The organism is Paraburkholderia sp. GAS334, assembly GCF_050436625.1.
Classification (GTDB): Bacteria; Pseudomonadota; Gammaproteobacteria; order Burkholderiales; family Burkholderiaceae; genus Paraburkholderia.
Genome location: NZ_JBNDMO010000002.1, coordinates 424,453 through 436,951 on the forward strand (window position 1 = coordinate 424,453; position 12,499 = coordinate 436,951).

At 62.8% G+C, this 12,499-nt stretch carries 13 protein-coding genes; 1 reads left to right on the top strand and 12 read right to left on the bottom strand.

Annotated elements, in window-relative coordinates; all coding sequences use genetic code 11:
- Positions 1-88: 88 nt before the first annotated feature.
- The 6 genes from P3T21_RS05310 to P3T21_RS05335 all read right to left on the bottom strand — a co-directional run bounded on the left by P3T21_RS05310 (position 89) and on the right by P3T21_RS05335 (position 6,409).
- Entirely contained in the window at positions 89-1,891 is a 1,803-nt protein-coding gene (locus P3T21_RS05310; protein ID WP_429254876.1) for a methyl-accepting chemotaxis protein, read from the bottom strand.
- A gap of 345 nt (positions 1,892-2,236) precedes the next feature.
- Positions 2,237-2,851 carry an SCO family protein gene (locus tag P3T21_RS05315; protein WP_429254877.1) on the bottom strand — a complete coding sequence of 205 codons (615 nt, stop codon included), beginning with the start codon at positions 2,849-2,851 and terminating at the stop codon, positions 2,237-2,239.
- 4 nt (positions 2,852-2,855) lie between these two features.
- Complete coding sequence (gene cyoE, locus P3T21_RS05320; RefSeq protein WP_429254878.1) at positions 2,856-3,761, bottom strand: heme o synthase; 906 nt, start codon at positions 3,759-3,761, stop codon at positions 2,856-2,858.
- A gap of 5 nt (positions 3,762-3,766) precedes the next feature.
- Positions 3,767-4,876 (bottom strand): COX15/CtaA family protein, encoded by a 1,110-nt coding sequence (locus P3T21_RS05325; RefSeq protein WP_429254879.1) that lies wholly within the window; start codon positions 4,874-4,876, stop codon positions 3,767-3,769.
- Between the two features lie 54 nt (positions 4,877-4,930).
- Positions 4,931-5,626, bottom strand: a complete 696-nt coding sequence (locus tag P3T21_RS05330) for an SCO family protein (protein ID WP_429254880.1) — start codon at positions 5,624-5,626, stop codon at positions 4,931-4,933.
- A gap of 66 nt (positions 5,627-5,692) precedes the next feature.
- A complete protein-coding gene (locus P3T21_RS05335) occupies positions 5,693-6,409 on the bottom strand; it encodes an SURF1 family protein (protein WP_429254881.1) in 717 nt (238 codons plus the stop codon).
- 87 nt (positions 6,410-6,496) lie between these two features.
- Here P3T21_RS05335 and P3T21_RS05340 point away from each other — a divergent pair, with 87 nt between their 5' ends.
- Complete coding sequence (locus P3T21_RS05340; protein ID WP_429254882.1) at positions 6,497-6,706, top strand: twin transmembrane helix small protein; 210 nt, start codon at positions 6,497-6,499, stop codon at positions 6,704-6,706.
- Positions 6,707-6,988: 282 nt separating this feature from the next.
- On the opposite strand, the gene P3T21_RS05345 is transcribed toward P3T21_RS05340, so the two are convergent.
- The 6 genes from P3T21_RS05345 to coxB all read right to left on the bottom strand — a co-directional run bounded on the left by P3T21_RS05345 (position 6,989) and on the right by coxB (position 12,460).
- Entirely contained in the window at positions 6,989-7,846 is an 858-nt protein-coding gene (locus tag P3T21_RS05345) for a cytochrome c oxidase subunit 3 (RefSeq protein WP_429254883.1), read from the bottom strand.
- Between the two features lie 144 nt (positions 7,847-7,990).
- Positions 7,991-8,194 (bottom strand): DUF2970 domain-containing protein, encoded by a 204-nt coding sequence (locus tag P3T21_RS05350; RefSeq protein WP_429254884.1) that lies wholly within the window; start codon positions 8,192-8,194, stop codon positions 7,991-7,993.
- A gap of 34 nt (positions 8,195-8,228) precedes the next feature.
- On the bottom strand, positions 8,229-8,867 hold the full coding sequence (locus P3T21_RS05355) for a cytochrome c oxidase assembly protein (protein ID WP_429254885.1): 639 nt from the start codon (positions 8,865-8,867) through the stop codon (positions 8,229-8,231).
- Positions 8,868-8,912: 45 nt separating this feature from the next.
- On the bottom strand, positions 8,913-9,047 hold the full coding sequence (locus P3T21_RS05360) for a cytochrome oxidase small assembly protein (protein ID WP_429254886.1): 135 nt from the start codon (positions 9,045-9,047) through the stop codon (positions 8,913-8,915).
- 109 nt (positions 9,048-9,156) lie between these two features.
- Positions 9,157-10,770, bottom strand: a complete 1,614-nt coding sequence (ctaD, locus tag P3T21_RS05365) for a cytochrome c oxidase subunit I (protein ID WP_429254887.1) — start codon at positions 10,768-10,770, stop codon at positions 9,157-9,159.
- Between the two features lie 43 nt (positions 10,771-10,813).
- Positions 10,814-12,460, bottom strand: a complete 1,647-nt coding sequence (gene coxB / locus P3T21_RS05370) for a cytochrome c oxidase subunit II (protein ID WP_429254888.1) — start codon at positions 12,458-12,460, stop codon at positions 10,814-10,816.
- Positions 12,461-12,499: the final 39 nt, after the last annotated feature.

Sequence of the window (12,499 nt, forward strand, 5' to 3'; positions counted from 1 at the left end):
CGGCAAAAGCCTGCGGCGAGATGCGCGATCCAGTCGCGTTGCGGGCCGCCAGCCCGAATGCCGGCGGCCTGCTTCAACTATGCGTGAATCAGAACGTGGTCCACTCGTCGCTGGACGCTGCAGCTTTGGTGACAATCGCGTTCGCCGAAGGTGTCTCAGCTTTCGCCGTCGCACGGGCCGATGGGGACGTGTCAGTGTCAGCGTCGCCTTGCGTCGATGCCTCGCTGACAACCGCGCGAACCGCAGGCTTCGGCATTGCCTTCGCGCGTCCCGACGCACGGGTCGTCGTCGAAAGCAGCGTCCTTGCGGCGGTCCGCGCGGATGGCTCGACACGGCTCGCCTGTTCGTCGACACGGAACGCGGCCACCGTCTCGCGCAGACGCGCCGCCTGGTCCTGCAGCGAAGCCGCACCAGCGGCCGCCTGTTCCACGAGCGCAGCGTTCTGCTGCGTGACTTCGTCCATCTGCGTAACGGCGCGACCGACCTGCGAAATGCCGCTGCTCTGTTCTTCGGACGCCGCGGCGATTTCACCCATGATGTCCGTCACGCGACGCACGGCCTGCAGGATTTCGCCCATCGTCGTACCGGCCTGACCGACGAGCGCCGAGCCGTTGTCCACGCGTTCCACAGAATCGCCAATCAGCTGCTTGATCTCCTTCGCCGCCGTCGCCGAACGTTGCGCGAGGCTTCGCACTTCACCCGCCACGACTGCGAAGCCGCGACCCTGCTCGCCCGCACGCGCCGCTTCTACCGCTGCGTTCAGCGCGAGAATGTTGGTCTGGAATGCGATGCCTTCGATCACGCCGATGATGTCGGATATCTTGTGCGAGCTTTCGTTGATCTCGGTCATCGTGCCGATCACACGGCTGACGACGTCGTTGCCGCGCGTCGCGATATCCGACGCGTTGTGCGCGAGCCCACTGGCCTGACGCGCGTTGTCGGCGTTCTGCTTCACCGTTGCCGTCAGCTCTTCCATGCTCGCGGCCGTTTCCTGCAGCGACGCGGCCTGCTGCTCGGTGCGTTGCGACAGGTCGCTGTTGCCGGCGGCGATCTGCTGCGTCGCCGATGCAATCGATTCAGCCGAATGGCGAATCTCGCCGATCGTGCGTTGCAGACGCGCCTGCATATGGTTCATCGCGGCCATCATGCTGGTCGAGTCGTTCGAACGCAGCACGACCGTCTGCGTCAGATCGCCCTGCGCGATACTCGCCGCGAGACGCGCCGCCTGTTCAGGCTCGCCGCCAAGACTGCCGCGCACGTTGCGGATGATCAGCACCATCGCCAGCGAAATCACCGCGCCGACCACGAGCACCACGATCAGGTGGCCGAGCAGCGTTTCGTAGTAAGTCGTATCGATGTCGCGGATAAAAACACCGCTCGTGATGTTCCAGTCCCACGGTGCAAAACGCACGACGTAGCTGATCTTCGGCACCGCGGTTTCGCTGTGCGGCAGCCGTCCGCGATATTCCGCGAAACCGCGGCCGCTCGCCTTCGCTGCATCGACGAGCGCTACGTACAGCAGTTTGCCGTCCGGATCCTTGAAATCGCCGACGGGTTTGCCGTTCATTTGCGGCAGCGTCGGGTGCATCAGCACGACCGGCTTCGAATCCATCACGAAGAGGTAACCGGATTCGCCGTAGCGCATCGTCGCGAGACGGGCGAGCGCTTCGCGCTGCGCGTCGGCTTCGCTGAGCTTGCCGCTCTGCGCCAGCGTGTAATAGCCGTTGACGACGCCCTGCGCTGCCTCGACGAGATTCACCATGCCGGCCTTGCGCTCGGCGAGCATGGTGCCGCGGGTTTCGACCGCGCTCCACAGCCCAACGCCCAGCAACCCCAGCCATACGAGCGCAAGCGACAGCCACAGCTTGCGATTCAGACTCATCCTGCTCATCGTGTCGGTCTCTTTCGTGTGGGTTCTTCCAGTTCGCGCGCGTGCGCCTGATCGGCGCAAACGATTGCTCGCTGTATAACGGCTAAAAGGTTGCCCAACTTGAGACAAAAAGGGGACATAGCTGGGCAGGCCGCCCCAAAGAGCGGCGACCGGCTGGCTAGTGGCTCGCCCGGCGGCGCTGGATCACGCCGGTTCTGGCGCTGAACGCAGCAACTGGCGACTTACCCGGTCGAGGAATTCAAGGTCACGCGACCGGCGCCGGGGCTCAATCTACCGGTGTTGTCCTGACGCTGGGGCGATAAAAAAGCGGCCGGTGGCCGCTTCGCGTTTCGTTTTCTTCGTCGCTCAGTCGAGCATGAGTTTGATGTCGTGGACCCATGGCGCCGCGCCCTGCCCGTCGCGGGCGAAGAGTCTCAGCTTGCCGTCCGGATCGAACACGTAGCTCGCAGCGGTGTGGTCCATCGTGTAGCTGTCGGGCGTCTTGCCGGGCACCTTCGCGTAGTACACGCGGAAGTCCTTCGTCACCTTGACGAGTTGTGCCTCGTCCGCCGGCCGCAATCCGATAAACGTCGGGTTGAACGCCGGCACATACTGCGCCATCAATGCGGGCGTATCGCGCTCCGGATCGACGGTCACAAACAGCACCTGCACGCGTTTTGCATCCTTCGGCCCGAGTTGCTCCAGCGCCTGCGAAAGTTCGGCCATCGTCGTCGGGCAGACGTCCGGGCAGTGCGTATAGCCGAAGAACAACACGACCACCTTGCCCTTGAAGTCAGCGAGCGTGCGCGTCTTACCGCTCGCATCCGGCAGCGAGAAATCGGAGCCGAACTGCGTGTTGCCGGTGATATCGAGGTTCTGGAATGCGGGCGCCTTGTTGCAGCCGGTCATGAAGAGCGCGCCGCCAAGCGCGCAGGCGACCGCTGCGACGCGCGCCGCGCGCGCAAGCCTGAGTGTGAGCATGGTGTTACGCGCCGATCAGGACGCGTGCGTAATGGTCGACCAGCAACGCCGCGAACAGCAGCGACAGATAAACGATCGAGTAACGAAAGGTTTTACGCGCGAGCGCGTCGGAATATTCCCGGTATATTTTCCATGCATACGCGAGGAAAACCGCGCCGAGCAGCACCGCCGAAGCGAGATACACGACACCGCTCATGCCGGAAACGAACGGCATCAACGCCACGGCGAACAGGATCACCGTGTACAGCAGGATATGCAGCCGCGTGTACTGCTCGCCGTGCGTGTTGGGCAACATCGGCAGACCGGCGTTTTCGTAATCCTTGCGGCGGTAGAGCGCGAGCGCCCAGAAATGCGGCGGCGTCCAGACGAAGATGATCAGCACGAGAATCCATGCATCGCCCGGCACATGACCGGTGACAGCGGCCCAGCCGAGCGCCGGCGGCATCGCGCCCGAAGCGCCGCCGATCACGATGTTCTGCGGCGTCGCAGGTTTCAGCAGCAGCGTGTAGATAACCGCATAGCCGACGAACGTAGCGACGGTGAGCCACATCGTCAGCGCATTGGCGAAGACGTAGAGCGTCCACATGCCGAGGCCGCCGAGCACAGCGGAGAACAGCAGGATCTGCGTCGTGGTGATTTCGCCGCGCGCGGACGGACGCCATGCCGTGCGACGCATCCTGGCGTCGATCTTCTGTTCGACGAGGCAGTTGATCGCGAATGCGCCTGCCGCCAGCAACCAGATGCCGACTGTGCCGCCGAGCAGCGGTTTCCACGGCACCATGCCGGGCGTCGACAGGAACATGCCGATCACCGCGCAGAACACCGCGAGCTGCGTCACACGCGGCTTCGTCAGCGAAATGTACTGGGCGATCCGGCTACCGGGATGCTGGGAGAGAGTTGTGCTGTCCATGTGGGTCACGCTGGCGCGGCATCACGCGCGGGCAACACGGCGCGGCCGGGACGGCTATAAGCGATTCGAAAGTTTAGCATAACGAGCAGGAGCAGCAGGATCGCGGCGCCTCCGTTATGGGCGACTGCAATGGGCAACGGCCATTGCAGGACAATGTTCGACAGACCAGTCATGAACTGGATCACGACGACGAGCAGCACGCCGTTCGCCGGCCGCCGCAACGACTCGAAGCGACGCATTTTCAGCGCGAACCACGCAAGATACGCGACAACGACGAGCGCGAACGTCCGATGCGTCCAGTGAATTGCGACGAGCGCGTCCTGCGTGATGACATCGCCGTCGCCGGTCATGCCGAGCGCGCGCCACAGGTGAAAGCCGTGCTCGAAGTTCATCGCCGGTATCCACTGGCCGTTGCAGGTCGGGAAATCAGCGCAGGCGAGCACCGCGTAATTCGTGCTGACCCAGCCGCCCAGCGCGATCTGCACAATCAGCAGGATCAGGCCGGCCACTGCGGCTGTGCGCCAGCGGGCGGCTTCGGGTTCGTACGCGGGCAGCGGCGTCTGGCGCGCGGCCAGCCAGCCCAGGGTGCCGAGCAATGCGAGGCCGAGCAACAGGTGAATCGTCACGATCACGGGTTGCAGCTTCATCGTCACGGTCCACGCGCCGAACGCGCCCTGCACCAGAATCAGCAGCAGCAGCGAGGTCGGCCACCACGGCGACACATGCAACGGCCGGCGACGCAGCCGCGCCACCCACGCGATCACCGTCTGGGCGACGATCAGCACGCCGATCGCCATCGCGAAGTAGCGGTGAATCATCTCGATCCACGCCTTCGACATGCTCACCGGTCCGGTCGGCATCGCCTGATAAGCGGCGCTGATCGCGGCATGCGCGATAAACGGCGACGAAGTGCCGTAGCAGCCCGGCCAGTCCGGGCAACCGAGACCCGAATCGGTCAGACGCGTAAAGCCGCCGAACATCACGAGGTCAAGCGTCAGGAACGTCGTAACCCAGACGAGCTTGCGAAACTTGTTGTCGTCGGCCTTGACCCACACGTACGACAGCGGCAACAGCGCGATGCACAGACCAATCAGGCCGAGTTGCAAAACGAACATCTCTCTACCCTTCTCGCGAAAACCGGTATCCGCCCTCAGCAGGGCGCCGCATCATCAGCCGATGCTCGACCACTTGAGCAGCTTCGTCACGTCGCTCTTGATCTTGCTCGGGTTCGGATCCTTCGGGAATCGCATCATCAGATTGCCGTTCGGATCGACCATGTAGATGTGATCGGTCACCTTCGTGCCGTTGTCCACCGGCAGCCATGCGGCCACCGCGGACGGATCGGCGATCAGCATGTCGGTGTCGTCGTAGGCGTGTTTGACGACGTCGGGTACATCCGATGGATCGGTGCGCAGCCACACGTTGACGACGCGCTCGCGCTCGCCACCCTGCGTCGCGCGGACCTGGCGCATGAAATACAGCTTTGTGACGCAGGCCTTGTCGCACGCGCTGCCGTCGACGGAAATCATCAGCCAGCGGCCGCGCAGCGACGCGAGCTTCATCGGCTTGCCATCCTCGCCGGTGACGACGAGCGAGTCGGGAATCGGACGCTGCGGTTCAACGAGCGTGCCGTAACTCGTCGAGCCGCCCTTCGGCTTGACGATGTAGTACGTGACGTACGAAGCAACCACCGGCGCCGCACAGATGATCGCGATCAGCAACATCATCCAGCGGCCGCGCTGCCACGAGCCTTGCCTGCCGGACGGCGCGCCGTTCGACGCGCCTTTCGAGGCCGGCTGGCCACGCTGCGCCGTCGGGCGCGCGGTCTTGCCGGATTGCGGAGAACGGGGAGATTGCGTCGACACTACAGGACCTCTTTCGATGATTGCGCGATGACGGTCGACATCGACCGGTCATCGCGCGCGATGCATTTACACGCTGGGAGCGTGCTCTTTCTTCGCGGCGCGACGGGCCGCGTACAGCCCGAACCCGATGGCCGCGGCCGCCATGCCCCACCACTGGAACATGTAGCCATAATTCGTTTCGACGCCGGTCGCCGGCACGGGCCAGTCGCGCACCAGCGTGTCGCCGTCGTTGCTCAACTGCTGGATCACGAACGGTTGCAGCGGCAATCCCGTTTCGGTTGCGTAGGCATTGACGTCGAGATTCTGGCGGATCTGCTGGTGTGCCGCCGACCCGCCTTGCCCCAGTTCGTACGCCTTGCTCGCATCAGCGCGCGCGATGCCTTCGATTTCGATCTCGCCCTTCGGCGTCTCATACGGCCTCATCGCCGTGCGATCGTTCATGTTGCGCGGCAACCAGCCACGATTGACGAGCACATAACCGCCGTCATGCAGTTTAAAGGGCATCACGACGTAAAAGCCCGGCTGGTCGTTATACGGCCGATTGTCCAGGTAGACGACCTTCTCCGGCACAAAACTGCCGGTCGCGCGCACGCGATGAAACTCGATGTCCTTCAGCGCGACGGGCGTGGCCGTGACGTTTTGCGCCGGCGCATTTTCGAACTGCGTGATGTGCGCCTGCAGCGCCTCCTTCTGATGCGCACGATCACGCTGCCAGAAGCCAAGCCTCACCGTCACGGCGACGACGATCAGGATCAGCACCACGGGGACGAGTCGAAACTTCATTTCACACCGCCCGCAGGCACACGCCTTGCAATACACGGTGAGATAATGAACGTCTTACGTTCGCGTTCCTGACAGTCAACCGGTTCCATGCATATCCTCGTTCCCATCGCCTTCGTCCTCATCATCGCCAGCATGGCTTCGGCGCTGTATTTCATGATGCACGACCGGGGCCAGTCGAAGCGGATGGTCTGGTCGCTCGCGACACGCGTCGGCCTCTCGATCTCGCTTTTTCTGTTCATCCTGTTCGCACACTGGATGGGCTGGATCCAGTCCACCGGCATTCCGGTCGGCCGCTGATGTTTCGCCAGCGGCTGCTGACTGGCGATAACGTCGGTTGACGTGCGCCGGACCTGAAGCTGGCCAATGGACAGGCCCATGCGCAGGTCACGACAAGCCATTCAGAACTTCGCCCGATCCATCAAGCAAAACGCCGCCCTGACAGGGTCGAGGGCGGCGCTGCGTGGTTTCTGCATACTGCTTGTGCATCCCTTCTTCCGCGCTTCGTTCGGCTGCTTTCGAACCACCTGAAGCGCAACAGCCCGCATTCGCCGGATAACCGCCGATGCGGGCCAGACCGCCTTACAGCCAGTACACGACGACGTACAGCCCGAGCCACACGACGTCCACAAAGTGCCAGTACCAGGCGGCGCCTTCGAACGCGAAGTGGTGATCGGCCGTGAAGTGGCCGCGGATCATCCGCGCCAGCACCACTGCCAGCATCGTGCCGCCAAGGAACACGTGGAAACCGTGGAAGCCGGTCAGCAGGAAGAACGTCGAACCATACACACCCGACGCCAGCGTCAGGTTCAGTTCGTTGTACGCGTGGAAATATTCGAAGCCCTGCAGGAACAGGAAGCAGACGCCGAGCACGAGCGTCGCGGCCAGCCAGGCGATCGCCTTGCGACGATGGTTCTCACGCAGCGCATGGTGCGACACGGTCAACGTCGCGCCCGACGACAGCAGCAGCGCCGTGTTGATCGTCGGCACCGGCCACGGCTGCATCGACTTGAAGTGCGAGACCAGCGCGGCGGGACCGTTGTTCGGCCACACGGCCGAGAAGTCCGGCCAGATCAGCTTGTAGTCGAGGCTGCCGAGCTGATGCATTGCGATCTGGCGTGCATAGAACAGTGCCCCGAAGAACGCGCCGAAGAACATCACTTCGGAGAAGATGAACCAGCTCATGCTCCAGCGATACGACGCATCGACGCGCTTGCCGTACATGCCGCCTTCCGATTCGGAGATCGCGTCGCCGAACCAGTGCCACAACGTGAAGAGCAGCCACAACAGGCCGGCCAGCACGCCGAGGGGCGCCCAGCTTTCGCCGTTGATCCACTGCGCAAGCGATCCGAGCATGACCAGCAGCCCGACGGCCGCGCTGATCGGATGCCGCGACGGATGCGGTACGAAATAGTACGGGCTCTCGTTTTGACCGCTCATTCTTGATTCTCCACTTCAGTCCAGTTGTTCCGCTTGGTCCGGTTGGTTCCGGCTTTATCTTCGACGGCGCGTCGATACCGCACCGCTTCACTCTATTCCTGGGCCTTCATCGACCCGCGCTGCCCGTTTCATCCGGTGCAGCTTTTATCCGACCACGAGGCGCACCACGAAGATCAGCACGCCAATCAGGATCGCCGCGCAGATGAGGGCTGCGGCGACCACATGCAGCGGATTGAGCTGGGTCGCGTCCGCCTCGAGATCGCGCCGCTTGCGCACTCCCAGAAATGACCACAACACAGCCTTCATCGACTGCCCGAAACTGCTTTTGCGCCCGCCGTTGTCGCTCATTCGCGTCGTCTTCCTTTGCCTGCGGCACGCGCCGTCAGGCAGGGTTCGCCGCTTTGCCAGATGCGCTCACCGCCGGTTTACCGGTGGTGTCGGCCGCCTGATTCGCGGTGCCCTTCGTCGTCGGCGCCGGCGTGTTCAGTTCGAAGAACGTGTACGACAGCGTGATCGTCTTCACATCTTTCGGCAATTTCGGATCGACCACAAATACCACCGGCAGCCGTTTCGTCTCGCTTGCCGCCAACGTCTGCTGCGTAAAACAGAAACACTCGATCTTCTTGAAGTACTCGGTCGCCTCGCGCGGCGCGTAGCTCGGAATCGCCTGCGCCTGAATCGTGCGCGCCTGTTCGTTGCTGACCTGGTACATCACCGTTGTTACTTCGCCCGGATGCACGTCCATGCTGTGCTGCTCCGGCTTGAAACCGAGCGGGCCGCGCGCGTTCGCATCGAATTCGATCGAAATCGTGCGGCTCATGTCGACCTGCGTATTCTTCGCCTCGCGCACCGTTGCATCGCGCTGAACGAGATTGTTGATGCCCGTAATCTGACAGATTGCGCGATACATCGGCACCAGCGCGAACCCGAAGCCGAACATCATCAACGCGACGACGAACAGCTTGATCAGCATCGAACGGTTAAAAGAGCGGTCGGCCTCGGCCGGCGGGTGCTTCGACATCGTACTTCCTCAATCAGGCTGCCAGGGCAGGTTCAACCAGCACTGTCAGCTAAACCAGACCTGCTTGATCACGGCACCCGTAAAGAAAACGATCACCACGACGAGCAGGATCAAACCCAGCCGCTTGTTGCCCGCGCGAACCTGCTCGGGAGTACGTCTTTGCTGTGAATTCCGGGTCATGCTCAATGTCTGGATACTCTTCTGACCGGGCGGCTGGACTGCCGCCGCCCGTCTGGCTTCCCGGTTCAACCTTCTGCCGCCTGAACCGGGACGCGTTGACCGAAACGTCTTATTCGACGATCGGCGGGTTTTCGAACGTGTGGAACGGAGCCGGGCTCGGCACGGTCCATTCGAGGCCCGTTGCGCCGTCCCACGGCTTGTCCGACGCCTTTTCCAGCTCGCCGCCACCACGATACGCCGGCAGTGCGACTGCGAACAGGAAGTACACCTGCGCGAGACCGAAGCCGAATGCGCCGATCGTCACGACCTGGTTCCAGTCGGTGAACTGCGCCGGGTAGTCGGCGTAACGACGCGGCATGCCTGCGAGGCCCACGAAGTGCATCGGCAGGAACGCGAGGTTGAAGAAAATCATCGACGCCCAGAAGTGGATCTTGCCGCGTGTCTCGTTGTACATCCAGCCGGTCCACTTCGGCGACCAGTAATACCAGCCGGAGAAGAGCCCGAAGAGCGACCCTGCCACCAGCACGTAGTGGAAGTGGGCGACCACGAAATAGGTACCGTGATACTGGATGTCGAGCGGCGCCATCGCGAGCATCAGGCCCGTCAGACCACCGAACGTAAACACAAACAGGAAGCCGACGGCGAACAGCATCGGCGTTTCGAACGACAGTGAACCGCGCCACATCGTCGCGACCCAGTTGAACACCTTCACGCCCGTCGGCACGGCGATCAGCATCGTCGCATACATGAAGAACAGCTGGCCCGTCACCGGCATGCCGGTTGCAAACATGTGGTGCGCCCAGACCATGAACGACAGGATCGCGATCGATGCCGTTGCGTACACCATCGAGCTATAGCCGAACAGCGGTTTGCGCGAGAACGCCGGGATCACCTGCGACACGATCCCGAACGCCGGCAAGATCATGATGTAGACCTCGGGGTGACCGAAGAACCAGAAGATGTGCTGATACATCACCGGGTCGCCGCCGCCAGCCGCGCTGAAGAACGACGTGCCGAAGTGGCGGTCGAAAAGCACCATCGTGATCGCGCCAGCCAGAACCGGCATCACGGCGATCAGCAGGTAGGCGGTGATGAGCCACGTCCATGCGAACATCGGCATCTTCATCAGCGTCATGCCCGGCGCGCGCATGTTCAGGATCGTCACGACGATGTTGATACCGCCCATGATCGACGAAGCACCCATCAAGTGGACCGCGAAAATCGCGAAGTCCATGCCCGGGCCCATCTGCGTCGACAGCGGTGCATACAGCGTCCAGCCCGCGGCGGTCGCGCCGCCCGGTGCGAAGAACGAGCTGATCAGCAGCACGGCAGCCACCGGCAGCAGCCAGAAGCTGAAGTTGTTCATCCGCGCGAAGGCCATATCCGATGCGCCGACCTGCAGCGGCACCATCCAGTTCGCGAAACCGACGAACGCCGGCATGATCGCGCCGAACACCATGATCAGGCCGTGCATGGTGGTCAACTGGTTGAAGAACTCGGGACGCATGATCTGCAGACCCGGCTCGAACAGCTCGGCGCGGATCGCCAGCGCCATCACGCCCCCGGACAGGAACATGACGAACGAGAAGATCAGGTACAGCGTACCGATATCCTTGTGGTTGGTCGCGTACAGCCAGCGGCGCCAGCCATGCGGCGTCTCGTGGGCATGGTCGCCGTGCACGTGCTCGTGACCAGCGGCTACATCGTGTCCGATGCTAGACATGAAAATCTCCTAAAACGAATTCTGCTCTGCTGACCGTGACACGTCAGGCCGCTGCGCTGATCTCGACACGCCGGGCTTCTTTCGCGTCAGCCCCGCCCGTGATCGTTTCCGGCTTCTTCAAAATGATGTGGTCTTCGGCGATGCCCGCTGCCTTCAGCGCGTCGCGCACTGCTTCAGCGCGACGCTTCGCGAGTTTTGCATTGGCGTCGGCCGAACCCGTCTTGTCGGTGAAACCTGACAGCGTGAACTTCGCGTCAGGATGCGCCTTTGCGTAGGCGGCGGCTGCGTCGACCGCTGCTTTCGCGTCGGCCGGGAGTGCGCTCTTGCCGGTCTCGAAGTAGACGCTTGCCGGCAGGCCCGCTTGCGGTGCCGAAGTTGCGCTGTCCGAGCCCGCTACACCAGCCGATGCCGGCGCCGCGCCCGAAGCGGCTTCCGCGCCGCTTGCCGCTGCCGCATCGCTTGCTCCCGCTGCTGCGCCTGCGTCGGCCAGATGGTTGCCGCCTTCCGGCAGCTTGCCGTTACGTGCATCGGCGACCTGCTTCGGCTGGAGGATGTCGCCCGTGTGGTTGCCCCACGCATTACGTTCGTACGTGACGACCGAAGCGATTTCGACGTCGTTCAGCGTCGGCGCCCACGGAGGCATCGCGTTCTTGCCTTTCAGCACGAGGCTCACGTGTTCGGCGATCGGGCCGTTGGCGATCTTGCTGCCGTCGAGCGCCGGGAATGCGCCTGCGCCCTTGCCGGTCGGCTGGTGGCACACCGCGCAGTTCGCTGCGTAGACCTTGCCGCCACGTTCTGTCAGCTCGGCCAGCGTGTACGTCTTGTTGGGATCGTCGGCGCCGGCGGCCATTTTCTTCTTCTCGCCGTCGACCCAGGCTGCGTAGTCTTCAGCAGACAGCACCCGCACGACGACCGGCATGAACGCGTGTTCCTTGCCGCAGAGCTCGGTACAGAAGCCGCGGAACGTGCCCGTCTTGTCGGCCTTGAACCACGTGTCGCGCACGAAGCCCGGAATCGCATCCTGCTTCACGCCGAAAGCCGGCACGTACCAGGAGTGAACGACGTCGTTCGCGGTGGTGATGATGCGGATCTTCTTGTCGACGGGAACGACGAGCGGGTTGTCGACTTCCTGCAGATAGGTATCGGAGATCGGCTGACGGCCGTCCGTTTCGGCACGCGGCGTAGCCAGCGTGGAAAGGAAGCTGATGCCCTCGCCCGGACCCTTCACGTAGTCGTAGCCCCACTTCCACTGGTAGCCCGTGACCTTGACGGTGACGTCGGCGTTGGTCGTGTCCTTCATCGCAACGACGGTCTTGGTGGCGGGCAGCGCCATCAGCACGACGATGATGAACGGGACGATCGTCCAGATGATTTCGACGGTGGTGCTTTCGTGGAAATTGGCGGCCTTGTGGCCCTTCGACTTGCGGTGAGCAAAGATCGAATAGAACATCACGCCGAACACGCCGATGAAAATCACCGTGCAGAGAATCAGCATGAACGTGTGGAGGCTGTAGAGCTCCTCAGCGATTTTTGTCGCAGGCGGCTGGAGATTGATCTCGTTGACGGCTGGGCCGCCCGGACTATCGCCGACTGCCATGGCCGCACCGGCGAAGAACAGCCCGCTAAACGCCAGCACGCCCATGAGGGCTCGCTTGATTGTTTTCATAGCTTCCTTACCCAAAATTTCCATTCAAACCCTCGACCCCGCTGGAAGGCTTTCCGCGCTTTT